This window comes from Streptomyces sp. NPDC013187 (genome assembly GCF_042899705.1).
Lineage (GTDB): Bacteria > Actinomycetota > Actinomycetes > Streptomycetales > Streptomycetaceae > Streptomyces > Streptomyces hawaiiensis_A.
The window spans coordinates 336,522-360,321 of sequence record NZ_JBIBAF010000002.1 but is presented as its reverse complement, the minus strand read 5'-3'; the positions used below and the strand labels follow the sequence as shown (position 1 = coordinate 360,321).

Sequence of the window (23,800 nt, the reverse complement as noted above, 5' to 3'; positions counted from 1 at the left end):
CTTCACGGTCGCTCGGGGCGATGCTCACGGCATGCGCCCGTCACACCTCGCCCTCGCCGTCCTGGTCGCCGCCGTCTGGGGTGTCAACTTCACGGTCATCGAGATCGGCCTGGACCACTTCCCGCCCCTGCTCTTCTCCGCCCTGCGCTTCCTCGCGGCGGCACTCCCGGCGGTGTTCCTCGTGGGCCGCCCGAAGGTGGCGTGGAAGTGGATCGTGGCGGTCGGTCTGGTCCTCGGCGTGGCGAAGTTCGGCCTGCTCTTCGTCGGTATGGACGCCGGCATGCCGGCCGGCCTGTCCTCCCTGGTCCTGCAGATCCAGGCGGTGTTCACGGCGGCCGTCGCGGCCCTCACCCTGGGGGAACGGCCGTCCCGCGTCCGCCTGCTGGGCATGCTGATCGCCCTGACCGGCATCGCCGTGGCGGCCGTGGACGAGGGCGCCTCCGGCCCGCTCGGCGCGTTCGCCCTGGTCGTCGGGGCGGCGGCGTGCTGGGGCGCGTCGAACGTCCTCACCCGCAAGGCGGCCCCGCCGGACGCGCTGAACTTCATGGTCTGGGTCAGCACGGTCCCGGTCCTCCCCCTGCTGGCCCTCTCCCTCCTCACGGAGGGCCCCTCGCGCGACCTGGCGGCCCTGCGGGCCCTGGACTGGCAGGGCGCGGGCACGGTCCTCTACGTCGCCTGGATCACCACCGTCTTCGGTTTCGGCGCGTGGGGTTTCCTCCTGCGCCACCACCCCGCCTCCACGGTGGCCCCGTTCTCCCTCCTCGTCCCGGTCTTCGGCATGTCGTCGGCGTTCCTGTTCCTGGGCGAGCCGGTGAGCCCGCTGCGGTGGTGCGCGGCGGCCCTGCTGGTGGGCGGGGTGGGCCTGGCGTCCCTGACCCCGCGCGGCACCGCACCCGCGGTGTCCCCGGACCCGACGCCCGCCGTCAGGACGCCTCGACCAGCATCCCGGGCGGGCTGACGTGGAAGGTGCGGGCCCGTACGCCGAAGCCCGGGTCGCCGTCCAGGTGGCTGTCGTCGTCCCAGGTGATCAGCACGCTCTCCGGGCCGTTGCCGAAGGCCGTCGCGGCGCAGGTGTGGGAGCGCCGCCCAGGGGCCGCCCTGCTGACCCGCACCGGGTCGCCGAGGGAACCCTGGCTCTCCGAGCAGACCTTGGCCATCACCGTCGGCACGGTGTCGTGCGTGTCCGCGCTCTCCTCGACCCACGCCATCAGGAAGCGTCCGTTCGGCAGCCGGGACAGGGCCGGGGAGCTCCGGGAGAAGCCCCTGCGGTTCCCCGCGGTGATGTCGAGCGTCTCCGTGCCGTCCGGCTGGAAGATGCTCGCCGCCACGGTTGTCTGCGGTTTGCCCAGGTCGCTGGGCTGGATGCCCTCGATGTGCGCGACGACGAAGCGTCCGCTGTCGATCAGAGTGATCGCGTTGACCCCGGTGAAGCCGCCGACGTCGGGCCGAGTCTCCCCGCCCAGCGGGTCGCCCTCGAAGTCGAAGAACCGCAGGGTGAGCCGGCCGCCGCCGATCGACGAGGGGTCCGTCGACCACGCGACGACCACATTGCCGTTGGTGAGGATCGAGGCGGCGGGCTTCTCGTGGAAGCCCTCGGTGGTGCTGACCGTGAACTCCGGTGTCGCGGGGCTGCCGTCCGCGTGGAAGCGCCGCGCCCGGATCCGCCGGTCGGGCCGCCGGCTCGCCCAGGTGACCAGCACACCACCGTCGATCATGAACGCCAGGCACGGCCGGACCTGCGGATCCGCGTCCGCCGTGACGAGTGTCTCCGGGCCGGCCTTGCGTCCCTCGGTGAACCGCTGGAGCTTCACGGAGGGGCTGGGGCCCGGCGTGCCGAACGGGGTCTCCAGCCATACGGCGAACTGGCCGCTGATCCCGGCGGACAGCACGGACGGCCACAGCGGCCGCACCCCCGGCCCGTCCGCCGGCTGCGTACTGACCGCGAACTCGTCCCCCAGCTTGTCGCCGTCGTCCCCCAGGAACCGGCCCTTGATGACGAAGTCGCTCTCGTCCGACCACAGCTCCAGGAACCGCGTGCCGAACAGGGCGTCGACGGCGGGCTGGAGCTGGTCGCCGGACCTGGTGGTGTTGACGAGGAAGTCAGCCATGGTTGCTCTCCAAGCGACAGGCGCCAGGGGAAGAGAGAGCACTGCGACCGGCCGAGTCCTTGGGAAAAGCGTGTCACGCCCGAGGGGCGGCTGCATCCGGAGCGGCTTGCCGCTCTGCCCCCGGGGTGCACGGGGCCGGGACAGGCCACTCGGCCTCGGGTACGCCGGCCCGACATGCCGCTGCCCCGCCCCCTGATCGGCGGGGCGGGGCAGCGGCCCGGTGCGAGGGCGGGTCAGCGGGTGTGTTCCGTGAACCTCCGCGCCGTCTCGGCCAGGACCTCCTGGCCGTCCCGGGCCCACAGGACGTCGTTGAACAGCTCCACCTCGATGGCGCCGGTGTAGCCGGCCGCCTCCACGTGGTCCTGCCACTCCCGCATGTCGATCGACCCGTCGCCGATCTGGCCGCGGCCGGTGAGGACACCCTCCGGGAGGGGGGTCGTCCAGTCGGCGAGCTGGAAGGTGTGGATGCGGCCGCCCGCACCGGCCCGGGCGATCTGCGCGGGCGCGGTGTCGTCCCACCAGATGTGGTACGTGTCGACCGTGACACCGACCTGGTCCGCCGGGAAACGCTCGGCGAGGTCCAGGGCCTGGGCCAGGGTCGACACGACACAGCGGTCCGAGGCGTACATGGGGTGCAGCGGCTCGATGGCCAGACGGACGCCGTGCTCCCGCGCGTACGGGCCCAGTTCCGCCAGGGCGTCCGCGATGCGCTCACGGGCACCGTGCAGGTCCTTGGAGCCGGCGGGGAGCCCGCCCGAGACCAGGACCAGCGTGTCCGTGCCCAGCGTTGCCGCCTCGTCGATCGCGCGGCGGTTGTCCGCCAGTGCCTCGGCGCGCTCCGCCGCATCGATCGCCGTGAAGAACCCGCCCCGGCACAACGTCGTCACCGTCAGCCCGGCGTCCCGGACCAGCTTGGCCGTGGCCTCCAGGCCGTGCGCCTGCACCGGCTCGCGCCAGAGCCCCACGTTGCGGATACCCAACCGGGCGCAGCCGTCGGCCAGTTCCGGCAACGACAGCTGCTTCACCGTCATCTGGTTGATGGAGAAGCGCTCCAGCGACCCGCTCACTGGTTCACCCCGTACACGCTCAGCAGCGTCTTCATCCGTTCCTCCGCCAGCTTCGGGTCGGGGAACAGCCCGAGCCGGTCGGCCAGTTCGTACGCCTTCGCGAGGTGCGGCAGCGAGCGGGCCGACTGCAGGCCGCCGACCATCGTGAAGTGCGGCTGATGGTCGGCGAGCCAGGCGAGGAAGACGACCCCCGTCTTGTAGAAGCGGGTCGGGGTCTGGAAGAGGTGGCGGGAGAGTCCGACCGTGGGGTCCAGCAGCTCCCGGAAGCCCTGTGTGTCGCCCGTGTCCAGGACCCGCACGGCCTGAGCCGCCAGCGGGCCCAGCGGGTCGAAGATGCCGAGCAGCGCGTGGCTGAAGCCCTGCTCGTCGCCCGCGATCAGCTCGGGGTAGTTGAAGTCGTCGCCCGTGTAACAGCGCACGCCCTGCGGGAGCCGACGGCGGATGTCGATCTCGCGCCGGGCGTCCAGCAGGGAGACCTTGATGCCGTCGACCTTGTCGGGGTGGGCGGCGATCACCTCCAGGAAGGTGTCCGTCGCCGCGTCCAGGTCGGCCGACCCCCAGTAGCCCTCCAGGGCCGGGTCGAACATCGGGCCGAGCCAGTGCAGAATCACCGGCTCGGAGGCCTGGCGCAGCAGGTGGCCGTAGACCTCCAGGTAGTCCTCGGGTCCGGAGGCCGCCGCCGCGAGCGCCCGGGACGCCATCAGGATGGCCTGCGCGCCGGACTCCTCGACGAGGGCGAGCTGCTCCTCGTAGGCCGCGCGGACCGCGTCCAGGGTCGCCGGTCCGGTCAGCTGGTCGGTGCCGACACCGCAGGCGATCAGACCGCCGACTGCCTTGGCCTCGGCGGCGCTGCGGCGGATCAGCTCGGCCGCGCCCGCCCAGTCCAGGCCCATGCCGCGCTGGGCGGTGTCCATGGCCTCGGCGACGCCCAGCCCGTGCGACCACAGGTGGCGGCGGAAGGCGAGGGTCAGGTCCCAGTCGACGGCGGCGGGTGAGTCGGGGGAGACGTCGGCGTACGGGTCGGCGACGACGTGCGCGGCCGAGAAGACCGTGCGGGAGGTGAAGGGCGTGCCGGGGGTCACGGCCAGGGGCTCGGTGCGGGGCTCGTAGGTACGCAACACCCCGCCGGCGCCGGGAAGTCGGATGGTCACAGCGAGATCTCCGGCACGTCGAGACGGCGGCCCTCCGCCGAGGACTTCAGGCCCAGCTCGGCGAGCTGGACGCCGCGGGCACCGGCCAGCAGGTCCCAGTGGTAGGGGGCGTCGGCGTAGACGTGCTTGAGGAACAGCTCCCACTGGGCCTTGAAGCCGTTGTCGAACTCGGTGTTGTCCGGGACCTCCTGCCACTGGTCGCGGAAGACCTCCGTGGCGGGGATGTCCGGATTCCAGACCGGCTTGGGGGTGGCGCTGCGGTGCTGGACGCGGCAGTTGCGCAGGCCCGCGACCGCGGAGCCCTCGGTGCCGTCGACCTGGAACTCCACCAGCTCGTCGCGGTTGACGCGGACGGCCCAGGAGGAGTTGATCTGGGCGATGGCGCCGCCCTCCAGCTCGAAGACGCCGTAGGCGGCGTCGTCGGCCGTCGCGTCGTAGGGCTTGTCGTTCTCGTCCCAGCGCTGCGGGATGTGCGTGGCGGTGAGCGCCTGGACGGACTTCACCCGGCCGAACAGCTCGTGCAGCACGTATTCCCAGTGCGGGAACATGTCGACGACGATGCCGCCGCCGTCCTCGGCGCGGTAGTTCCACGACGGGCGCTGGGCGGCCTGCCAGTCGCCCTCGAAGACCCAGTAGCCGAACTCTCCGCGCACGGACAGGATCCGTCCGAAGAAGCCGCCGTCGATGAGGCGCTTCAGCTTCAGCAGACCCGGCAGGAAGAGCTTGTCCTGGACGACGCCGTGCTTGATGCCGGCCCCGTTCGCCAGCCGGGCGAGCTCCAGGGCGCCGTCGAGACCGGTGGCGGTCGGCTTCTCGGTGTAGATGTGCTTGCCGGCCGCGATGGCCTTCTTCAGGGCCTCCTCGCGGGCGGAGGTGACCTGCGCGTCGAAGTAGATGTCCACCGTCTCGTCGGCGAGGACCGCGTCCACGTCCGTGGAGACGTGCTCCAGCCCGTGCTGCTCGGCCAGCGCCTTCAGCGCGTGCTCGCGGCGGCCGACCAGGATCGGCTCGGGCCACAGCACGGTGCCGTCGCCGAGGTCGAGGCCGCCCTGCTCGCGGAGGGCGAGGATGGAGCGGACCAGGTGCTGGCGGTAGCCCATGCGCCCGGTCACGCCGTTCATGGCGATACGCACCGTCTTGCGTGTCACGTCGTTCCCTTCGTACGCGGTCGTCGCGCCGCGTACGCCCCACCCTTCACGGGCGACCCGTTGAGCCGGTCGTGGACTGGTGAGCGTTGCAGCAAGCGCTTTCTATATAGGGAGAAGCTAGCCTCTGAACCGCGGTCCGGACAAGACCGTGACCAGGACGAGTTGTTCGAGGGGGCGAACAACAGGGGGTCGGGGGCTTAAGGTCTGCTCGGAACCATGGCCATGGGTTCGTCGGGGCAGTGGCGGTCGACCTGCTGTTCCGCTCGGAACCATGGCCTGTGGTCTGAGTGTGTACGAGGGCGGAGACGAGATGCGCGACCGGAGGACGACGAGATGACGGTGACCCTGGCGGATGTGGCGGCCCGCGCACAGGTCTCACCCGCGACGGTGTCGCGCGTGCTGAACGGGAACTACCCCGTGGCGGCCTCCACCCGCGAGCGGGTGCTGAAGGCCGTGGACGAGCTGGACTACGTGCTCAACGGGCCCGCGAGCGCCCTGGCCGCCGCCACCTCCGACCTGGTCGGAATCCTGGTGAACGACATCGCCGACCCGTTCTTCGGGATCATGGCGAGCGCGATCCAGGGCGAGATCGGCGGGCCGGGCGGACGTGCGGGCGGGGAGAGACTCGCGGTGGTCTGCAACACGGGCGGCTCTCCCGAGCGGGAGCTGACGTACCTCACGCTGCTGCAGCGGCAGCGGGCGGCGGCCGTGGTGCTGACCGGCGGGGCGATCGAGGACGCGGCGCACCAGGCGGCCATGGACGCGAAGGTCCGGAAGCTGGTCGAGGCGGGGACGCGGGTCGTGCTGTGCGGACGGCCGCAGGCGCCGGACACCGGGGCGATCGCGCTGACCTTCGACAACCGCGGCGGCGGGCAGGAGCTGACCGAGCACCTCATCGGGCTGGGGCACCGGCGGCTCGGGTACATCGCGGGCCCGGAGGAGCGGACGACCACACGGCACCGGCTGGAGGGCCACCGGGCCGCGCTGGCCGCGCACGGCATCGAGGAGGACCCGCGATGGACGGTGCACGGGCGTTACGACCGGCGGTCCGGCTACGAGGCGACGCTGGAGCTGATGCGGCGTGATCCGTCGCTGACGGCGGTCGTCGCGGCGAACGACTCCGTCGCGCTGGGCGCGTGCGCCGCTCTGCGGGAATCGGGGCTGCGGATCCCGGAGGACGTGTCGGTGGCGGGCTTCGACGACCTGCCGTTCAGCATCGACGCGGTGCCTTCGCTGACGACCGTGCGGCTGCCGTTGGCCGAGGCCGGGGCCCGGGCCGGGCGGATCGCGATGGGGCGCGAGGAGGCACCGCCCGGGGGCATCGCGTCGGTGCGAGGAGAGTTGATGGTGCGCGGGTCCTCCGGGGTGCCGCGGTCTTCTTGAGGGGTTGGGCTCGAGAGGGCTCGGGGCTCGGGGACTGCCTCACGCCCCCTGCCCCGGCTCACGCCCCGCCCAGGCGGCCGGTCTCGCCTTCCGGTGATCACACCTGGGGGCGGTCCGGCCCCTGCGGCCCGTGCTCAGGGGCTCAGCGGACGACGTCGAAGACGTTCTTCTGCAGACCGTTGGCGTAGGCCTCGTGCTCGACGAGCCGCAGCTTCTGGGTGTCCTTGTCCGTGGCGCTGAAGAGCCGCTTGCCCGCTCCGAGCAGGAGCGGGAAGACGAGCAGGTGGTACCGGTCGATCAGGCCGGCGTCGGAGAGGGCCTGGTTCAGGGAGGCGCTGCCGTGGACGATGATCGGGCCGCCCTCGGTCTCCTTCAACGCGGCGACCTCGTCGAGCGAGCGCAGGATCGTCGTCTCCCCCCAGTTCGACACCAGGTCGTCCTCGGAGAGGGTCGTGGAGACGACGTACTTCGGCATCACCTTGTAGTCGGCGAAATCCTCCATGTCGGGCCACACCGGACTGAACGCCTCATAGCTGGTGCGGCCCATCATCATCGCCGTGGCTTCCTTCTGCTCACGCCCCTTGATCTCGAACGCCTCGGGAAGGAACTCGACGTCCTTGAAGGTCCAGCCGGAGTTCCGGTAACCGGGCTCGCCGCCCGGGGCCTCGACGACGCCGTCGAGCGAGATGAAAGCCGTGCTGATCAGAGTGCGCATCCTGGGTTCCTCGGTATCTCGTGTCGGGTTCTCTTCTCCTGACTGCGGAATACGCAGAAACTCATCGGCCGTCTCCTGCCCGGATCATCTCGTGCCTGGTCTCGACCGTCCTGGAGGGCTGGGCTCGGCTCACGGACATCTCTGGCTCAGTCAAATATCGGGGTCCACGCCATGACCGTCCAGGACATCCGCTCGTTCAACCGCTTCTACACGAACGTCATCGGCGCCCTCGACTACGCCCGCCGGCTCTACGCCCCCTACACCCTCACCGAGTCCCGCGTCCTCTACGAGCCGGCGCACGCGCCGCGCACGGACGCCGCGCGCTCATGGACTTCGCGCGCGAGGCCGGCTACCGCGAAGTTGTCCTGTGGACCAACGACATCCTCGCCGCGGCCCGCCGCGTCTACCGGCGCCACGGCTTCGTCCTGGTGGCGGAGAAACCGCATCACTCCTTCGGCCGGGACCTGACCGGCCAGGACTGGCGACTGGATCTTCACGCAACACAGGAGTGACGGAGAGGAGTCGTAGGCGGGGGTGCCGGGTAGATTCCGTCCACATGAAGCTGGCGTTCTCCACCCTCGGTGTCCCTGGCCTGCCCCTGCCCGACGTCCTGCGGCTCGCGACCGCCCACGGCTATCACGGCGTGGAGCTGCGCACCCATCCCGAGGAACCGGTCCACACCGGCCTCGGCCCCGCCGAACGGGCGGACGTCGCGGCCGAGTTCAAGGGAGCGGGCGTAGAGCTCCTGGGCCTGGCGGGCTACGCACGGGTCGCCGCGCCGGGCGACGACGAACCCGTCCTGGCCGAGATCCGGGCCCTCCTCGACCTGGCCCGCGACCTCGGTGCCCCGTACGTCCGTGTCTTCCCCGGCGGCGACCTGGACGTCCAGACCCCCGAGGAGGCCGACGCGACGGCCGCCCGCCGCCTGGGCACGGCCGCCGAGCACGCGGGCGACCTGGGCGTGCGCATCCTCCTCGAAACCCATGACTCCCACCGCACCGCCGCCGACGCCATGCGGATCCTCGGCCTCGTGGGCCACCGCCAAGTCGGTGCCCTCTGGGACGTGATGCACACCTGGCTCGGCGGCGAACAGCCCTCCGAGACCTACGCGGCGCTCTCCCCGCACCTTGGCTACGTCCAGGTCAAGGACATCGCCTCCGTCGAGGACACCACCCCCCTGCCGCTCGGCGCGGGCGTGCTGCCCCTGGCCGAATGCGTCGAGGTCCTCTCCCGCCACGGCTGGGACGGCTGGCTCTGCTGGGAGTACGAGAAGCGCTGGTACGAGGCGGCGGCGCCGCTGCCGGACCTCCTGGACACCGGGCGTGAGCACCTGAGCCGGTTGCTGAACGACTCGGCGTGAGGCCCCGGCCCTCGGTCAACGGACGCCGGGCTTGCCGAACTCCTCGATCAGCACCGGGTACTGCTCCTGGCCGTGCCCGGCTGCGATCGCACGATCGGCCATCGCCTTGATCAGCTTCGGCAGCTCGGCGTTGACCCCCACCGCCTCGCTCTCGTCGATCAGGTGCGCCATCGCGCGCACGTCGGTCTCCAGCGCCGACACCTCGGCCGGGAACGAGCCCCGGTCGATCTGCTCGGCGTACCCCGGCAGCCAGGTGGCCACCCCGGCGGCGATCTGCTGCGCGAACGGCGCGTAAGCGGCGGCCTCGACACCCGCCGTCCTGAGCAGGGCCGTGCCCTGGAGCCAGGCGTTCAGCACGCTCCACATCATGGCCAGGCCGGACACGTCGTACAGCGACGCCAGCCCGTGGTCCGCTCCGAGATGGGTGACGGTGCCGAGCGCGCCGAGGGCCGACGCGTGCGCGTCGAAGTCCGCACGCGCCCCGCTCTGCAGGATCACCGCCTCGGCCGTCCCGATGGTCGACGGGATGGCCATGACGGCGCCGTCCAGGTAGCGGGCACCTCGCTGCTCGGCCCACCTTGCGGCTTCCCGGGCCTGGCCCGAGTCGCCGGAGGTCAGGTTGACCAGCGTCGTGCCCTCCAGCGTGACGTCGCCCGAGTCGAGCAACTCGTGAAACGCTCGGTAGTCGGTGACGCAGACGACGGTGAGGGAACCGGCCGCGATCGCGTCGCCGACGGTCGTCGCCGCCCGCGCCCCCTCGGCCACCAGGCGGTCGGCCTTGGCGGCCGTACGGTTCCACACGGTCGTGGGATGCCCTGCCTTCAGGAACGCCCCGGCGAGTGCCTGGCCCATCAGGCCAAGTCCGATGACAGTAACGGGTGTTGTGGCTTCGTCGTCCATGGCAGCATCGTCAACGTTGATACCGGTGTGAAGGTCAAGCGAGGTTGTCGATGCGGATCGGGGAACTGAGCCGGCGGACGGGCGTCAACGCCCATCAGCTGCGCTACTACGAGTCGCAGGGCCTGCTGGAGCCGGCCCGTGGGGCGAACGGCTACCGCGAGTACGACGAGAGCGCCCTGCTGCGTGTGAAGCAGATCCGCCACCTGCTCGGCGCCGGCCTGTCCTCGGAGGACATCGCGTACCTGCTCCCCTGTGCGACGGGGGAGGCCCCGACGCTGGTCGGGTGCCCCGAGTTGCTGGCCGCGATGCGGTCACGGCTGCGGCGGCTGGACGACCAGCTGGCGAGCCTCGCCCGGTCACGGGACGCGCTCGCCGACTACATCGAGGCGGCCGAACGCGTGGGCGGCGAGAGCTATCCGCCCCTGGTTCTCACGCAGCCTGCCTAATTCCGGATGTGCCCGTCCTTGACGGCGGTGACGAACGCCGCCCAGCCGCTCCGCGAGAAGACCAGGGCGGGGATGTGGGTGGCTTTGCTGTCCCGCACCGGGACGTGGGGGTGGCCGGGGGCGACTTCGAGGCACTCGCCTTGATCCCCGCCGCTGTAGCTGGACTTGTACCAACCTGTGAGGGCGAGGTGCTCACTCATCATGCGCATGTTCCTCCGCTGCCGCCCTGACGAGGGCCAGTGACTCCTGCTGCGACAATGCGTCGCTCAGCGCCAGAGCGTAGGCGGTCTGACAGGCACTCACCAGAGCCGGCTCGTCCATCAAGTTGCCTGTCTGGAAGCCCTCCACGTAGGCCACCGGGGCCGAGTCCTCGAAGGTCATGAGCGTGAGCAGACTCTGCATGAGTGCGTGCGCCCCCACGCCGTAGGGGAGCACGTGCAGGCGCAACCGTCCCGACTCAGCCATGTTCGCCACCTTGTGCAACTGCTCTGCCATGACCCGCGGCCCGCCGACACGGCGACGGAGGACTGCTTCGTCGAGCAGCGTCCAGACGACAGGCTGTGCAGGGCCGTCGAGGATTCGGCGGCGTTGCGTTCGAATGACAACGAGCTCGTCAAGTTCTTCGGGCGTGTGGTTCGGACGGTAGGCCCCGAACAGGGCGCGTGCGTAGCCGTCGGTCTGAAGCACTCCGGGAATCAGGGAGAGTGCGAACTGCTGAATCTGAGAAGCCAGTTGCTCCAGCTCGGCCACCGCCGCGAAATGGTCGGTGTAGCGCGACTCCAGATCCTCCAGCCACCGCGCGAAGAACCCGTCCGTCCCCAGGGCCCGGTCGATCCGCTGTGCGTCATCCGGCTTGGGGAGGCGTCTGCCCGCCTCGAAATGGCTGATCAGCGTGGGCGAGCACACCACCTGGTCGCCCAGTTCCTCCTGGGTGAGGCGGGCGGCGGTCCGCCTCAGCCGCATCTCCTCCCCGTACTTCTGACGCGGTGTTCGAAGCATCCGGCGTTCGTCCATCGGCCAACTCCTCTTCTTGACAAGCCCGATGTCAAGCTCCACCCCCTGGCAGCGTAGCGAGCGCCGGCCTCACTCTGTGAGTGATTCACCACTGAACGCAGTCACCGCAGGTGAGAAGGCAGGCAGACAGACGTGGTAGACCTCATCGCCCAGCTCCTGGAACCGTTGCTCCGCTTCCTTTTCCCGCCCCTGGTGCGCCCCTGTCCGATGGCGGAGGCGGGCGCATGACCGGCGGGGCGCGGGACGACGCCGTGGCCGGGCGGCTGTTGCCGTGGAGCGGCACCGACGGCAGGCCGTGCTACCTCGTGGGCGACGGAACCGGGTACGTCTCACGGCTCGCCGACGAGATCGAGGACGTGCAGATCGACATGGCGGACCGGCTGCTCGGGCACGCCGTCGAACTCCTCGCGGAACGCCGGGTGACCAGCGCGGAACTGCGCTACTTGGCCCGGCGGCTCAGCGAGTCCCTGCGGGACGTCATAAGGGTCGCGGAGAGCAGAGGGGAGCGGCTCGGCCGTCCGCCCCGGCCATGACCGGGACGGTGTCAGCGCTGCTCGGTGCGGCGGGCGTACGCCCGGGCCGCGCGGGCGCGGTCGCCGCAGCGGGTGGAGCACCAGTGGCGGCGGCCGTGGCGGAGCAGGTAGCGGTTGCAGGGCGGGGAGCCGCAGGCGGTGAGGCGCTCGGCCGCAGGGGAGGTGAGCAGGTCGGCGGCGTCCGCGGCGAGGGTCGCCAGGGCGAGGTCGACGATCGCGGTGGTGGGATGGGGGGCCGTGCGGTAGGGGCCGGTCTTGTCGTCCCACCGCAGCAGCGGGGCCGTCGGGACCCTGGTCATCGCGTCGTTGATGGCCGTCACCGCCGCGGGCAGGGCGGGCACGCCGTCGGTTCGGGCGGCGAACAGTGACCTGATCTGCTCGCGCAGCGACCGCAGTTGGGCCGCGCACATCTCCCGCATGCCGGCGTCGACCGGTGCGAGGCCGCGCTGGGTCAGCCAGTGGTTCGCCTGCGTGGGGGTGCCGACGAGGTCGAGCGTGCGCCCGCCGGGCAGTGCGATCGCGGTGTTGGCGAGGGCCAGCGAGGGGTGCTCCTCCTCGCCCTGGGCGGGCGGTGGGGCGGGCTGTTCGGTCACGGGCTCCTCCATGCTTCTCATGGTACGGCTTGCCTCTGTCCATGAGAAGCGGCTACGGTTCTCACGGTTCAATCGAATCTATCCGTGAGGTGCTCCATGTCTTCCACTCCCGTGACGACCGACTTCCCCGTCCGTGTCCTCGGTGGTCCGACCGCCCTGTTCGAGTACGGCGGCCTGCGCTTCCTGACCGACCCGACCTTCGACGCCCCCGGCGACTACCCCCGGGTTGGGGGCCCGCTCCTGACCAAGACCGCGCCTGCCGCCGCCACGCCCGCCGACCTCGGCAACGTCGACGTGGTGCTGCTCTCCCACGACGAGCACGCCGACAACCTCGACACCTCGGGCCGGGCCCTGCTCGCCGGCATACCCCTGACCCTGACCACGCCCGGCGGCGGCGAGCGTCTTCGTGAGGGCCTGGGGGACAAGGTCAGGGGCCTGGCCGACTGGGAGTCCGTCGAGCTGGAGCGCCCCGGCGGCGGCACGGTCACCGTGACCGGCGTTCCCGCCCTGCACGGCCCCGGTCCCCGTGAGCAGGTCGAGGCGTTCACCGGCCAGGTCGTCGGCTTCGTCCTGACCGGCGAGGGCCTGCCCACCGTCTACGTCAGTGGCGACAACGCCTCACTCGACGCCGTCCGCGAGATCGCCGGCCGCTTCGGACCCGTCGACACCGCCGTCCTCTTCGCCGGCGCCCCCCGCTTCCCCGTCCTCTTCGACAACCGTGTCCTCGTCCTGGACAGCGCCATGGCCGCCGAGGCCGCGCGGATCCTCGGTGCCCGGCGGGTGGTCCCCGTCCACTACGACAGCTGGGCGCACTTCACCGAAGGGGGCGACGAGCTGGCGGCCGCCTTCACCGCCGCCGGACTCGCCGACCGCCTGGACTGGGGCAAGGGCGCCTGACCTGCCGCCACTTCGGCCAGAAGACGCCTGAGCTGTCGTCACTTCCGCCAGAAAAGGTGATGGACCACCCCACTGGGGCTCGGCACCACATCGCAGTGGAAGCGGTCGAACAGTTCCTCGGGGGACTCCCACAGCCGGGAGCCGGACCCGAGCACCACGCCGGGCGAGACCGCCACGTGCAGCGTGTCGACCAAGTCTGCGTCCAGGAACTGCCGGACGACCGTCGCCCCGCCGCCGAGCCGGACGTCCTTGCCCCCGGCCGCCTTGCGCGCCTGGGCGAGGACCTCGGCGGGATCCCCGCCGACGAAGTGGAACGTCGTGTCGGAGAGGGTGAACGAGGGCCGCTCGTGGTGGGTCATCACGAACACCGGGGTGTGAAACGGCGGCTCGTCACCCCACCAGCCCTGCCACTCGTGGTCCTGCCAAGGGCCGCGCTGCGGGCTGAACTTGTTGCGGCCCATGATCTCGGCGCCGATGTTGTGGTGGAAGTCGCGCACCAAGTAGTCGTCGAGACCGCGGCTCCCGCCCGGATCGGTGCGGTTCGGCCAGCTCGCGGTCGCGCCGGCCCAGGCGAACATCGTGCCGGGATCGGCATGGCCGAACGGCCGCTCCAGGCTCTGGCCCTCACCGGCGCCGAATCCGTCACTCGAGACGTTGAAGTTCTGTACGCGCAGCAGCTGGGTCACGGCGCTCCTCCTGTGATCAATGCAAGAGATCGACACTAGAAAGACCGCCCGGCCCGGCGAAACTCATCGGCGCGGGCCCGGCGCGTCAAAGACTGCGGCTTCACCCGGCCTGTGCCACCACGTGGTCGATCACCTGCTGGAAGTCCTCACTCGGCGAGAACTCCACCAGCTCGCTGTCCTCCAACGCCACCGGCACATGGCCGGGGCCCCAGTAGTACGCCTGCCCCGCCTCGTACTCCTCCTCGCCGGTGGCCGTGCGCATCCTGATCCGGCCCTTGAGCAGGTAGCCCCAGTGCGGGCACTGGCAGGCGTCGTCGGGCAGGCCTTTGAGGGCCGGGCCCATGTCCGTGCCCTGGGGGAGGGTGATGTAGCCCACCGACAGACCGCCGCCGATCGGCATCATGCGCAGTTCCACGCCGTCGCCTTCGAGGGCGACAGGTACGTCGTTCCGGGTCGCCGCCGTCATGGTTCCTCCGCTCCGGCCCGTCAGGGCCTCGAACGCCCCACAGGAAACCCCCGTACCTCCAGCGTGGCCCGCCGGGCCGCGCCCCGCGACATCACGATCCGGTCAAGAGGTACCGCCGGGGGCTTGATTCGGCCACGTGTAATCGATTCCATGCTCCCGTCGATGTAATCGATTCCACGAGCACCCACCCGGTGCTCCCACGACTGATCCACAAGGAGGTGGAGCGGCGGTGGCCAGCATCAAGGACGTCGCTGCCGAGGCCGGCGTCTCCGTCGCCACGGTCTCGCGCGTCCTGAACGACCACCCGTCGGTCAGCGCCGACGCACGCACCCGCGTGCTGGCCGCCGTCGAGACCCTGGGCTACCGCCCGAACGCCGTCGCCCGCTCGCTGCGCACCGACCAGACCCACACCCTGGGCCTGGTCATCAGCGACGTGATGAACCCCTACTTCACCGAGCTGGCCCGCTCCGTCGAGGAGGAGGCCCGCGCGCTCGGCTACAGCGTCATCATCGGCAACGCCGACGAGCGGCCGGACCTCCAGGACCACCACGTACGGAACCTCCTGGACCGCCGTATCGACGGACTGCTCGTCTCACCCACGGACGGCGGCTCGCCGCTGATGCTGGACGCCGCGCGAGCCGGGACGCCCATGGTCTTCGTGGACCGGTGGATCCCGGGCGTGGACGTGCCGGTGGTGCGGGCGGACGGCCGGGCCGCCGTGCGGGACCTCGTGGCGCATCTGCACGGGCTCGGGCACCGGCGGCTGGCGATCATCGCGGGCCCGGCGGCGACCACGACCGGCCAGGAGCGCGTCGAGGCCTTCCGGGAGGCGCTCGGCGCGTACGGGCTCGAACTGCCCGACGCCTACATAGGGCAGGGCGACTTCCAGGCCGAGAGCGGCCGGCTGGTCACCGAGGGCTTCCTCGACCTGGCCCAGCCGCCCGAGGTCGTCTTCGCGGCGGACAACCTGATGGCGCTCGGCGCGCTGGACGCCGTACGCGCGCGTGGCCTGCGCGTCCCGGACGACCTCGCGCTGGCCGCGTTCGACGACATCCCGTGGTTCGTGCACACCGACCCGCCGGTCACCGCGATCGCCCAGCCCACGGGCGAGCTGGGCCGGGCCGCCGTACGGGCCCTGGTCGACCGCATCGAGGGCCGGTCCGGCGAGTCCGTCACCCTCCCCGCCCGGCTCGTCGTACGCCGCTCGTGCGGCCAGAACCCAACCCCAGTGCAAAGGAGCACGACGTGAGCAACGCGGACGAGTTGCTGCGCATCGAGGGCATACGGAAGACCTTCCCGGGCGTGGTCGCGCTGGACGGCGTCGACTTCGATCTGCGCCGGGGCGAGGTGCACGTCCTGCTCGGTGAGAACGGTGCCGGCAAGAGCACCCTCATCAAGATGCTCTCCGGCGCCTACACCCCCGACGCCGGGCGGATCCTGGTCGGCGGTGAGGAGACGCGCATCCAGGGTGCGCAGGACTCCGAGCGGCTCGGGATCGCCACCATCTACCAGGAGTTCAACCTGGTGCCCGACCTCACGGTCGCCGAGAACATCTTCCTCGGGCGCCAGCCGCGCCGGTTCGGGATGATCGACCGGAAGAGGATGGAGGCCGACGCCGAGGTGCTGCTGAAGCGGGTCGGCGTGGACGTGTCGCCCCGCGCGCGGGTCCGTGAACTCGGCATCGCGCGTCTGCAGATGGTCGAGATCGCCAAGGCGCTCAGCCTCGACGCGCGCGTGCTCATCATGGACGAGCCGACCGCCGTGCTCACCTCCGAGGAGGTCGACAAGCTCTTCGGAATCGTGCGCGCGCTGCGCGAGGACGGCGTCGGGATCGTCTTCATCACGCACCACCTGGAGGAGATCGCCGCGCTCGGCGACCGGGTCACGGTCATCCGGGACGGGAAGAGCGTCGGCCAGGTGCCCGCGTCGACACCCGAGGACGAGCTCGTGCGGCTCATGGTCGGGCGCTCCATCGAGCAGCAGTACCCGCGCGAGCGGGCCGACCGGGGCGCCGCGCTGCTGTCCGTCGAGGGACTCACCCGGGACGGCGTCTTCCACGACGTCGCCTTCGAGGTGCACGCCGGTGAGGTCGTCGGCATCGCGGGACTGGTCGGCGCCGGCCGTACCGAGGTCGTACGGGCCGTCTTCGGAGCCGACTCGTACGACAAGGGCACGGTGAAGGTCTCCGGCGCCCCGATCACCAAGTACGACGTCAACGCGGCCATGACCGCCGGCATCGGGCTCGTCCCCGAGGACCGCAAGGGCCAGGGCCTGGTGCTGGACGCCTCCGTCGAGGAGAACCTCGGCCTGGTGACGCTGCGGTCGGCCACGCGCGGCGGGCTCGTCGACCTCAAGGGGCAGCGCGAGGCCGCCGAGCGGATCGCGAAGCAGCTCGGCGTGCGGATGGCCGGACTCGGCCAGCACGTGCGCACCCTCTCCGGCGGCAACCAGCAGAAGGTCGTCATCGGCAAGTGGCTGCTCGCCGACACCAAGGTGCTGATCCTCGACGAGCCGACACGCGGCATCGACGTCGGCGCCAAGGTCGAGATCTACCAGCTGATCAACGAACTCACCGCAGCCGGCGCGGCCGTCCTGATGATCTCCAGCGATCTTCCCGAGGTGCTCGGCATGAGCGACCGGGTGCTGGTGATGGCCCAGGGCCGGATCGCCGGTGAACTCTCCGCCGACGAGGCGACCCAGGACGCCGTGATGGCCCTCGCCGTCAGCACCCCGACGACGAGCACGACCACGAACACGATCACGACCGGAACGGAGGCCTCCCGTGGCCACTGACACGCTCAAGAGCACGACGGGCGCGGGTGACGCCTCGGGAGGCCTGCGCCGCCTCCTGCTCGACAACGGGGCGCTGACCGCGCTCATCGTCCTCGTCATCGCGATGTCGGCGCTGTCCGGCGACTTCCTGACGACGGACAACCTCCTCAACGTCGGCGTGCAGGCGGCCGTGACGGCCATCCTCGCCTTCGGCGTGACGTTCGTGATCGTCTCCGCGGGCATCGACCTGTCGGTCGGCTCGGTCGCCGCGCTGTCCGCCACGGTCCTCGCCTGGAGCGCCACCTCGGCGGGCGTCCCGGTCTTCCTCGCCGTGCTGCTCGCCATAGCCACGGGCATCGTCTGCGGCCTGGTCAACGGCATCCTGATCTCCTACGGCAAGCTGCCGCCGTTCATCGCGACCCTGGCCATGCTGTCCGTGGCCCGCGGCCTGTCCCTCGTCATCTCCGAGGGCTCCCCGATCGCCTTCCCCGACTCCGTCTCCCACCTCGGCGACACGCTCGGCGGCTGGCTGCCGGTGCCGGTCCTGGTGATGGTCGTCATGGGACTGATCGCGGCCTTCGTGCTCGGCCGGACCTACATCGGCCGCTCGATGTACGCGATCGGCGGCAACGAGGAGGCGGCGCGGCTGTCCGGCCTGCGCGTGAAGAAGCAGAAGCTCGCCATCTACGCCTTCTCCGGCGTCTTCGCCGCCGTCGCCGGTGTCGTGCTCGCGGCCCGGCTGTCGTCCGCGCAGCCCCAGGCCGCCGACGGCTACGAGCTGGACGCGATCGCCGCCGTCGTGATCGGCGGCGCCTCCCTCGCGGGCGGCACGGGCAAGGCCTCCGGCACCCTCATCGGCGCGCTGATCCTGGCCGTGCTGCGCAACGGGCTGAACCTGCTGAACGTGTCGGCGTTCTGGCAGCAGGTCGTCATCGGTGTCGTCATCGCGCTCGCGGTGCTGTTCGACACGCTGCGGCGCAAGGCGGGGGCGACCCCGGTGGCCGGTGCCTCCCAGGGAGGCAAGGGCAGGCAGGCGGCGACCTACGGGCTCGCGGCCGTGGTCACCGTCGCGATCGTCGGCGCCACGTCGTTCCTGCACAACGGCTCCGCCTCCGCGGACAAGCCGAAGATGGGCCTGTCGCTGTCGACCCTCAACAACCCCTTCTTCGTGCAGATCCGGGCTGGCGCCCAGGCCGAGGCGAAGAAGCTGGGTGTCGACCTGACCGTCACGGACGCCCAGAACGACGCCTCCCAGCAGGCCAACCAGCTGCAGAACTTCACCAGCTCCGGGCTCGGCGCGATCATCGTCAACCCGGTGGACTCGGACGCGGCGAGCAACTCGGTCAAGGCCGCCGACAAGGCGGACATCCCGGTCATCGCCGTGGACCGCGTCGTCAACAACGCCAAGCTGGACACCCTGGTCGCCTCCGACAACGTCGCCGGCGGTGAACTCGCCGCCAAGACGATCGCCGACAAGCTGGGCGGCAAGGGCAAGATCGTGATCCTCCAGGGCCAGGCCGGCACGTCCGCGGCCCGGGAGCGCGCGCAGGGCTTCGCCAACGGCCTCAAGGCCTACCCGGGCATCCGGGTCGTCGCCCAGCAGCCCGCCGACTTCGACCGCACCAAGGGCCTCGACGTGATGTCGAACCTGCTCCAGGCCCACCCGGACGTCCAGGGCGTCATCGCCGCCAACGACGAGATGGCGCTCGGCGCGATCAAGGCACTGGGCTCCAAGGCCGGCACGTCGGTCTCGGTCGTCGGCTTCGACGGCACGCCGGACGGACTGAAGGCCGTCGAGGGCGGCACGCTGTACGCGTCCGTGGCGCAGCAGCCGTCCCAGCTGGGGAAGATCGCCGTGGACAACGCCCTGAAGGCACTCCAGGGCAAGGACGTCGAGGAGACGGTGAAGGTGCCGGTGAAGGTGGTCACCAAGGAGAACGTGTCCGGCTTCAGCGGCTGACATCGGGGAACGGCCGGGCGGTTGTCCACAGCGTGGGTGACCACCCGGCCATGTCACTCACGTGGGGAGTAACTCATGTACGACTACGACCTCCTGGTCGTGGGGTCGGCCAACGCCGACCTGGTGATCGGAGTGGAGCGCCGGCCCGGTGCCGGCGAGACCGTGCTCGGCTCCGACCTGGCCGTCCACCCGGGCGGCAAGGGCGCGAACCAGGCGGTCGCCGCCGCCCGGCTCGGTGCCCGCACGGCCCTGCTGGCCCGGGTCGGCGACGACGCGCACGGCCGGCTGCTGCTGGACTCGCAGCGCGCGGCGGGCGTGGACACGGTGGGAGTGCTGGTGGGCGGTGCGCCGACCGGCGTCGCGCTGATCACGGTCGACCCGTCGGGAGACAACAGCATCGTCGTCTCGCCCGGCGCCAACGGCCGTCTCACACCCGAGGACGTCAGGGCCGCCGGATGCCTCTTCCAGGGCTCCAAGGTGGTGTCGGCACAGCTGGAGATCCCGCTGGAGACGGTGGTGGAGACCGTACGGAACCTGGCGCCCGAGAGCCGTTTCGTGCTGAACCCGTCCCCGCCCCGCCCCCTTCCGCCCGAGGTGCTGGCGGCCTGCGACCCGCTGATCGTGAACGAGCACGAGGCGAAGGTGATCCTGGGCGACTCCGCCGTCGGGGACACCCCCGAGGACTGGGCGCGGATCCTGCTCGCCAAGGGCCCGAGGTCGGTGGTGGTGACGCTGGGCGGACAGGGCGCGCTGGTGGCGTCGCGGGAGGGCGTCTCGCGGGTGCCGGCCGTGAAGGTGGAGGCGGTGGACACGACGGGAGCGGGCGACTCCTTCACCGCGGCGCTGGCCTACCGGCTGGGCGCGGGCGAGTCGCTGGCGCAGGCGGCGTCGTACGCGACTCGGGTGGGTGCCGTGACCGTGACCAAGGAGGGCGCGCAGGCGTCCTTCCCGACGGCGGCGGAGGTCGCCGGATCATGAAGAAGGCCGGAATACTGAACCGTCACCTCGCCGGAGCGCTGGCCGAGCTCGGCCACGGCGACGGGGTGCTGGTGTGCGACGCGGGCATGCCGATCCCTGACGGCCCCCGGGTGGTGGACCTGGCCTTCCGGGCGGGCGTGCCGTCGTTCGCCGAGGTACTGGACGGCCTGCTGGCCGAGCTGGTGGTCGAGGGGGCGACGGCGGCGCAGGAGCTGCGGGAGGCCAACCCGGAGGCGTCGTCACTGCTGGACGGGCACTTCCCGGGGCTGGACCTCGTGTCCCACGAACGGCTCAAGGAGCTGTCGGCGGGGGCCCGGCTGGTCGTCCGCACGGGCGAGGCACGGCCGTACGCGAACGTCCTGCTGAGGTGCGGGGTCTTCTTCTGACGCCGGCGGAGGGTTGCGCGAGGCTCTGAACGTTTCGAGGGGGCCCGGTCCGTCGACCGGGCCCCCTCGGCTTTTCCCCTCCCGTCAGGAACCCCCGCGATCCCCCCAGATCCCCTCCCCCAAGGGTCCTGACATCAAGTACGACCCGCGTAGGGCGAGAAGGGTTGCACGACAGGTAAGAAATTCTTGCCGGTTTCTTGAGGAACTCTCCCGCGTCGCGGCGGCGTACGCTGAATTCATGGCGCTTCTTCGGGCCAATAGGGGGCATACGGGACAGGGATCGCCGGGCGAGCGGAGCACCCCTGTGTTCGTCGACTCCTCCGGTCGGCGTGCGCGGTATCTGCGACGCACCGGCTACGGGCTGGCCACCGCCGCGGCCACGTACATGGCGGTCCTGGGTCTGAGCCTGATGGGAGCAACTCCCTTCGCCCCGGGGGCCATCCTGCCCGGCGACATCGCGGGGCCCCAAGCGCCGGGACCCCGCACACCCGGCCCGAGGCCCCAGGTACCCGGCGAGCTTCCCGCGTCGGAACGGGTGGGCCCCGGCTCCCCGAGCACCCTGCTCATTCCGCAAGCCGCCGAGCCCGGCGCTCCCGTAGCTCCGCCCCGGCTGCCCGGGGACCCACCGGCCGGCTCACCGGCACGCCCTGACACATCAGACCCGCAAGCACCAGCAACCTCACCGTCGCAGCCCGCGACCCCCGGCGATCCCGCTGCTCCCACCCCGACCCCCGGCGATCCCGCTGCTCCCACCCCGACCCCCGGCACGGGCACCACCCCGGCCCCCGGCACGGGCACCACCCCCACGCCCGGCGTCGGCACCACCCCCGCCTCGCCCCCGCCCGCTCCGCCGACCACCGCCCCGCCGGCCCCCGAGCCCCCGGCGCAAACGCCGCCGCCCGGCTCCCAGCCCCCGGCACCGGCCCCCAGCCCCGTGGCGCCGTCCGGTTCCACGGCCGCCACCCTCCTGCCCTCCGACCCCCCGGTGGCCGAGGTTCCCTGATGTCGCGGCGCCCTCACCGGTCACCCGGTCGCTCACCGAGGTCGCCCGGTCCGCGGCGGTCGCGAGCGCCCCTGTCGCCGCGGCACCGTTTCCGCATCGTCGTTCCCGTCGTCCTGCTGGCCTTCGTCGCCTCGGTCCTCCTGATCGAGGGGTACACCACGCGGGGCTTCACCGGTGACCAGGAAGGGCACGGCGGGCGCCCCACCTCCGGCGTCCCCCGCGTGATCGCCGGAGGTGGCCCGGTCGTCGACACCACCGACGATCACCTGCGGACCTATCGCCCACCGGCCAAGACCGTCGTGCTGACCTTCGACGACGGCCCCGACCCCACTTGGACGCCCCGCGTACTGGACGTTCTCGACCACTACGGCACGCCCGGCACGTTCTTCGTCACCGGGCAACAGACCGTGCGCCACCCGGGAGTTCTGCGTCGTGTGATCCGTTCCGGTCACGAGGTCGGTGCGCACACCTTCTCCCACCCGGACCTGGCCACCCAGTCCGCGAGTACCGTCGACCGTGAGCTCGCGCTGACCCAACTCGCCCTCGCCGGGGCCGGGGGCGTCAACACGTCGCTGATGCGGTTGCCCTACTCCTCGACGACCTCGGCACTCGACACGCGCGCGTGGACCGTGACCCGGCGTCTGGGGGAGAAGGGTTACGTCCTGGCGTTCATCGACCACGACACCAACGACTGGCGGCGGCCGGGCGCCCGGGCCATCGCCGACGCGGCCGTGCCCGACGCGCCGGCCGGCGGGGTCGTCCTCCTGCACGACGCGGGAGGAGACCGATCCCAGACCGTCGAAGCGCTCGAGACTCTGATCCCCCGGCTGAAGGCCCAGGGGTACCGCTTCACCACCCTCGCCGACCTCGTCGGCACCGACAGTTTCACCAGCCCCGTCGGCACGGCGGAGTTGTGGCAGGGCCGCATCTTCGTGGCCGCTGTCACCCTGTCCGGGACAGCGGTGTCGGCCGTCAGTGTGCTGCTGCTGGTGGTCGGTTCGCTCGTCCTCGCACGGTGTGTGCTCCTGCTCGTGCTGGCCCGCCGTCACGCCCGTCGGTACCGGCTCCGGCACACCGGCGCTCACCGACCCGTCACCCGGCCCGTCAGCGTCGTCATACCCGCCTACGACGAGGAGCTGTGCATCCCCAAGACACTCCGTTCGCTCGCCGCGAGCGACCACCCCGTCGAGATCGTCGTCGTCGACGACGGATCCCACGACGGCACCGCCGACCTCGCCCAGTCCCTCGCCCTGGAGAACGTCACCGTCATCCGGCAGCCCAACGGCGGCAAACCGTCCGCCCTCAACAACGGAGTGCTGCGGGCCTCCCACGACCTCGTCGTCATGCTGGACGCCGACACCGTCTTCGCCCCTTCGACCGTCGGCCGCCTCGTCCAGCCGTTCGCCGACCCCCGCGTCGGCGCCGTCGCGGGCAACGCCAAGGTCGGCAACCGCCGGCGTCTGCTCGGCCGCTGGCAGCACATCGAGTACGTCATGGGCTTCAACCTCGACCGCCGCATGTACGACCTGCTGCACTGCCTGCCCACCATTCCCGGTGCCGTGGGGGCGTTCCGCGTCGAGGCCCTGCGGGACGCCGGGATGATGAGTGCGGACACGCTCGCCGAGGACACCGACATCACCATGGCCCTGCACCGGGCCGGGTGGGAGATCCGCTACGTGCCGGACGCGCTCGCCTGGACCGAGGCACCGGTCTCGCTGCGGCAACTGTGGCGCCAGCGCTACCGATGGAGTTACGGCACGATGCAGGCGGCGTGGAAGCACCGGCACGCGCTGGTCGAGCGTGGCCCCGCGGGCCGCTTCGGCCGCCGGGGTCTGCCCTTGCTGGCCGTCTTCCAGATCCTCACCCCGCTGCTCGCCCCCCTGATCGACATACTGGCCCTGTACGGCCTGGTGTTCGGGAACCCGCTCACCACGGTGCTCGCCTGGAGCGGCGTGCTGGCCGTGCAGGCCGTCTGCGCGGCGTACGCCTTCCACCTCGACGGCGAACCGCTCCGGCCCTTGTGGGCGCTGCCGCTCCAGCAGATCGTCTACCGCCAGGTGATGTACCTGGTCCTCGTCCAGGCCTGCCTGACCGCGATCAACGGCTACCGACTGCCCTGGCAGCGGCTCAGCCGCAGCGGAGACGTGATGCTGCCGCCTCAGCCCTCCACCCGGCCGTGAACCGGCCCCGGCGGCGGGCGCTACGGATACCCCTTGGGCCGGATGGCCCACCCG

Annotated in this window: 23 protein-coding genes and 1 pseudogene; 13 read left to right on the top strand and 11 right to left on the bottom strand. The window is 71.4% G+C overall.

All coding sequences use genetic code 11. The annotated features are described in order from the left end of the window. The first annotated feature begins 31 nt into the window (after positions 1 to 31). Positions 32 to 958, top strand: a complete 927-nt coding sequence (locus ACFY5B_RS04775; RefSeq protein WP_389964506.1) for an EamA family transporter — start codon at positions 32 to 34, stop codon at positions 956 to 958. Here the strand turns inward: ACFY5B_RS04775 and ACFY5B_RS04770 are convergent. The 4 genes from ACFY5B_RS04770 to ACFY5B_RS04755 all read right to left on the bottom strand — a co-directional run bounded on the left by ACFY5B_RS04770 (position 924) and on the right by ACFY5B_RS04755 (position 5,474). Continuing rightward, positions 924 to 2,108, bottom strand: a complete 1,185-nt coding sequence (locus tag ACFY5B_RS04770; RefSeq protein ID WP_389964503.1) for a hypothetical protein — start codon at positions 2,106 to 2,108, stop codon at positions 924 to 926. The two genes, ACFY5B_RS04775 and ACFY5B_RS04770, sit on opposite strands and share 35 nt — an antisense overlap. A gap of 233 nt (positions 2,109 to 2,341) precedes the next feature. Further along, positions 2,342 to 3,139 carry a sugar phosphate isomerase/epimerase family protein gene (locus tag ACFY5B_RS04765; protein WP_389965147.1) on the bottom strand — a complete coding sequence of 266 codons (798 nt, stop codon included), beginning with the start codon at positions 3,137 to 3,139 and terminating at the stop codon, positions 2,342 to 2,344. A gap of 32 nt (positions 3,140 to 3,171) precedes the next feature. After that, on the bottom strand, positions 3,172 to 4,326 hold the full coding sequence (locus ACFY5B_RS04760; RefSeq protein ID WP_389964501.1) for a dihydrodipicolinate synthase family protein: 1,155 nt from the start codon (positions 4,324 to 4,326) through the stop codon (positions 3,172 to 3,174). Continuing rightward, complete coding sequence (locus ACFY5B_RS04755) at positions 4,323 to 5,474, bottom strand: Gfo/Idh/MocA family protein (RefSeq protein WP_389964498.1); 1,152 nt, start codon at positions 5,472 to 5,474, stop codon at positions 4,323 to 4,325. The genes ACFY5B_RS04760 and ACFY5B_RS04755 overlap by 4 nt, the downstream gene beginning before the upstream one ends. Positions 5,475 to 5,807: 333 nt before the next feature. Here ACFY5B_RS04755 and ACFY5B_RS04750 point away from each other — a divergent pair, with 333 nt between their 5' ends. Next, complete coding sequence (locus ACFY5B_RS04750) at positions 5,808 to 6,857, top strand: LacI family DNA-binding transcriptional regulator (RefSeq protein ID WP_389964496.1); 1,050 nt, start codon at positions 5,808 to 5,810, stop codon at positions 6,855 to 6,857. Between the two features lie 142 nt (positions 6,858 to 6,999). Here ACFY5B_RS04750 and ACFY5B_RS04745 read toward each other — a convergent pair whose 3' ends face one another. Next, entirely contained in the window at positions 7,000 to 7,572 is a 573-nt protein-coding gene (locus ACFY5B_RS04745; protein ID WP_389964494.1) for a dihydrofolate reductase family protein, read from the bottom strand. A gap of 171 nt (positions 7,573 to 7,743) precedes the next feature. Here ACFY5B_RS04745 and ACFY5B_RS04740 point away from each other — a divergent pair. Next, positions 7,744 to 8,084, top strand: a pseudogene (locus ACFY5B_RS04740) (hypothetical protein). Positions 8,085 to 8,128: 44 nt separating this feature from the next. Further along, positions 8,129 to 8,932, top strand: coding sequence for a sugar phosphate isomerase/epimerase family protein (locus ACFY5B_RS04735; protein ID WP_389964492.1), 804 nt, complete (start codon positions 8,129 to 8,131; stop codon positions 8,930 to 8,932). Positions 8,933 to 8,947: 15 nt separating this feature from the next. On the opposite strand, the gene ACFY5B_RS04730 is transcribed toward ACFY5B_RS04735, so the two are convergent. After that, complete coding sequence (locus tag ACFY5B_RS04730) at positions 8,948 to 9,832, bottom strand: NAD(P)-dependent oxidoreductase (RefSeq protein WP_389964490.1); 885 nt, start codon at positions 9,830 to 9,832, stop codon at positions 8,948 to 8,950. A 50-nt stretch (positions 9,833 to 9,882) separates the two neighbouring features. Between ACFY5B_RS04730 and ACFY5B_RS04725 the strand changes: the two genes are divergently transcribed. Further along, positions 9,883 to 10,278, top strand: a complete 396-nt coding sequence (locus ACFY5B_RS04725; RefSeq protein WP_389964487.1) for a MerR family transcriptional regulator — start codon at positions 9,883 to 9,885, stop codon at positions 10,276 to 10,278. On the opposite strand, the gene ACFY5B_RS04720 is transcribed toward ACFY5B_RS04725, so the two are convergent. Together ACFY5B_RS04720 and ACFY5B_RS04715 are read right to left on the bottom strand one after the other, a co-directional pair. Beyond that, positions 10,275 to 10,481, bottom strand: a complete 207-nt coding sequence (locus tag ACFY5B_RS04720) for a DUF397 domain-containing protein (RefSeq protein WP_389964484.1) — start codon at positions 10,479 to 10,481, stop codon at positions 10,275 to 10,277. The two genes, ACFY5B_RS04725 and ACFY5B_RS04720, sit on opposite strands and share 4 nt — an antisense overlap. Continuing rightward, positions 10,471 to 11,292, bottom strand: a complete 822-nt coding sequence (locus ACFY5B_RS04715) for a Scr1 family TA system antitoxin-like transcriptional regulator (protein WP_389964481.1) — start codon at positions 11,290 to 11,292, stop codon at positions 10,471 to 10,473. The genes ACFY5B_RS04720 and ACFY5B_RS04715 overlap by 11 nt, the downstream gene beginning before the upstream one ends. A gap of 224 nt (positions 11,293 to 11,516) precedes the next feature. Between ACFY5B_RS04715 and ACFY5B_RS04710 the strand changes: the two genes are divergently transcribed. Then, positions 11,517 to 11,825, top strand: a complete 309-nt coding sequence (locus ACFY5B_RS04710; RefSeq protein WP_389964477.1) for a hypothetical protein — start codon at positions 11,517 to 11,519, stop codon at positions 11,823 to 11,825. Positions 11,826 to 11,836: 11 nt separating this feature from the next. On the opposite strand, the gene ACFY5B_RS04705 is transcribed toward ACFY5B_RS04710, so the two are convergent. Then, the gene (locus tag ACFY5B_RS04705; protein ID WP_389964474.1) at positions 11,837 to 12,430 is read right to left on the bottom strand and encodes a CGNR zinc finger domain-containing protein; all 594 of its coding nucleotides are present in this window, start codon (positions 12,428 to 12,430) and stop codon (positions 11,837 to 11,839) included. An 84-nt stretch (positions 12,431 to 12,514) separates the two neighbouring features. Here ACFY5B_RS04705 and ACFY5B_RS04700 point away from each other — a divergent pair, with 84 nt between their 5' ends. Further along, entirely contained in the window at positions 12,515 to 13,315 is an 801-nt protein-coding gene (locus ACFY5B_RS04700) for an MBL fold metallo-hydrolase (RefSeq protein WP_389964471.1), read from the top strand. A gap of 38 nt (positions 13,316 to 13,353) precedes the next feature. Here ACFY5B_RS04700 and ACFY5B_RS04695 read toward each other — a convergent pair whose 3' ends face one another. Next, positions 13,354 to 14,001, bottom strand: coding sequence for a dihydrofolate reductase family protein (locus tag ACFY5B_RS04695; RefSeq protein ID WP_389964468.1), 648 nt, complete (start codon positions 13,999 to 14,001; stop codon positions 13,354 to 13,356). 100 nt (positions 14,002 to 14,101) lie between these two features. Further along, on the bottom strand, positions 14,102 to 14,467 hold the full coding sequence (locus ACFY5B_RS04690) for a hypothetical protein (protein WP_184846565.1): 366 nt from the start codon (positions 14,465 to 14,467) through the stop codon (positions 14,102 to 14,104). Positions 14,468 to 14,696: 229 nt separating this feature from the next. Between ACFY5B_RS04690 and ACFY5B_RS04685 the strand changes: the two genes are divergently transcribed. The 6 genes from ACFY5B_RS04685 (at position 14,697) to ACFY5B_RS04660 (ending at position 23,746) form a co-directional block, all read left to right on the top strand. Beyond that, positions 14,697 to 15,716: a LacI family DNA-binding transcriptional regulator gene (locus ACFY5B_RS04685; protein ID WP_389964464.1), complete on the top strand. Its 1,020-nt coding sequence runs from the start codon at positions 14,697 to 14,699 to the stop codon at positions 15,714 to 15,716. Next, positions 15,713 to 17,260, top strand: a complete 1,548-nt coding sequence (locus ACFY5B_RS04680; RefSeq protein ID WP_389964461.1) for a sugar ABC transporter ATP-binding protein — start codon at positions 15,713 to 15,715, stop codon at positions 17,258 to 17,260. The genes ACFY5B_RS04685 and ACFY5B_RS04680 overlap by 4 nt, the downstream gene beginning before the upstream one ends. Further along, positions 17,250 to 19,199, top strand: coding sequence for a substrate-binding domain-containing protein (locus ACFY5B_RS04675; RefSeq protein WP_389964459.1), 1,950 nt, complete (start codon positions 17,250 to 17,252; stop codon positions 19,197 to 19,199). Before ACFY5B_RS04680 ends, ACFY5B_RS04675 begins: the two co-directional genes overlap by 11 nt. Positions 19,200 to 19,274: 75 nt before the next feature. Further along, positions 19,275 to 20,177 (top strand): ribokinase, encoded by a 903-nt coding sequence (locus ACFY5B_RS04670; RefSeq protein ID WP_389964456.1) that lies wholly within the window; start codon positions 19,275 to 19,277, stop codon positions 20,175 to 20,177. Next, entirely contained in the window at positions 20,174 to 20,563 is a 390-nt protein-coding gene (gene rbsD / locus ACFY5B_RS04665; RefSeq protein ID WP_389964453.1) for a D-ribose pyranase, read from the top strand. The genes ACFY5B_RS04670 and rbsD overlap by 4 nt, the downstream gene beginning before the upstream one ends. Positions 20,564 to 21,565: 1,002 nt before the next feature. Beyond that, entirely contained in the window at positions 21,566 to 23,746 is a 2,181-nt protein-coding gene (locus tag ACFY5B_RS04660; protein ID WP_389964450.1) for a bifunctional polysaccharide deacetylase/glycosyltransferase family 2 protein, read from the top strand. Positions 23,747 to 23,800: the final 54 nt, after the last annotated feature.

Excerpts from the sequence above, each read along its gene's own strand:
- ACFY5B_RS04745 (WP_389964494.1), bottom strand. The coding sequence starts at position 7,572 with ATGCGCACTCTGATCAGCACGGCTTTCATCTCGCTCGACGGCGTCGTC.
- rbsD (WP_389964453.1), top strand. The coding sequence starts at position 20,174 with ATGAAGAAGGCCGGAATACTGAACCGTCACCTCGCCGGAGCGCTGGCC.
- ACFY5B_RS04775 (WP_389964506.1), top strand. The coding sequence starts at position 32 with ATGCGCCCGTCACACCTCGCCCTCGCCGTCCTGGTCGCCGCCGTCTGG.
- ACFY5B_RS04720 (WP_389964484.1), bottom strand. The coding sequence starts at position 10,481 with ATGATGAGTGAGCACCTCGCCCTCACAGGTTGGTACAAGTCCAGCTAC.
- ACFY5B_RS04765 (WP_389965147.1), bottom strand. The coding sequence starts at position 3,139 with ATGACGGTGAAGCAGCTGTCGTTGCCGGAACTGGCCGACGGCTGCGCC.
- ACFY5B_RS04750 (WP_389964496.1), top strand. The coding sequence starts at position 5,808 with ATGACGGTGACCCTGGCGGATGTGGCGGCCCGCGCACAGGTCTCACCC.
- ACFY5B_RS04730 (WP_389964490.1), bottom strand. The coding sequence starts at position 9,832 with ATGGACGACGAAGCCACAACACCCGTTACTGTCATCGGACTTGGCCTG.
- ACFY5B_RS04660 (WP_389964450.1), top strand. The coding sequence starts at position 21,566 with ATGTCGCGGCGCCCTCACCGGTCACCCGGTCGCTCACCGAGGTCGCCC.
- ACFY5B_RS04725 (WP_389964487.1), top strand. The coding sequence starts at position 9,883 with ATGCGGATCGGGGAACTGAGCCGGCGGACGGGCGTCAACGCCCATCAG.
- ACFY5B_RS04770 (WP_389964503.1), bottom strand. The coding sequence starts at position 2,108 with ATGGCTGACTTCCTCGTCAACACCACCAGGTCCGGCGACCAGCTCCAG.
- ACFY5B_RS04715 (WP_389964481.1), bottom strand. The coding sequence starts at position 11,292 with ATGGACGAACGCCGGATGCTTCGAACACCGCGTCAGAAGTACGGGGAG.
- ACFY5B_RS04705 (WP_389964474.1), bottom strand. The coding sequence starts at position 12,430 with ATGGAGGAGCCCGTGACCGAACAGCCCGCCCCACCGCCCGCCCAGGGC.
- ACFY5B_RS04700 (WP_389964471.1), top strand. The coding sequence starts at position 12,515 with ATGTCTTCCACTCCCGTGACGACCGACTTCCCCGTCCGTGTCCTCGGT.
- ACFY5B_RS04710 (WP_389964477.1), top strand. The coding sequence starts at position 11,517 with ATGACCGGCGGGGCGCGGGACGACGCCGTGGCCGGGCGGCTGTTGCCG.
- ACFY5B_RS04670 (WP_389964456.1), top strand. The coding sequence starts at position 19,275 with ATGTACGACTACGACCTCCTGGTCGTGGGGTCGGCCAACGCCGACCTG.
- ACFY5B_RS04735 (WP_389964492.1), top strand. The coding sequence starts at position 8,129 with ATGAAGCTGGCGTTCTCCACCCTCGGTGTCCCTGGCCTGCCCCTGCCC.
- ACFY5B_RS04690 (WP_184846565.1), bottom strand. The coding sequence starts at position 14,467 with ATGACGGCGGCGACCCGGAACGACGTACCTGTCGCCCTCGAAGGCGAC.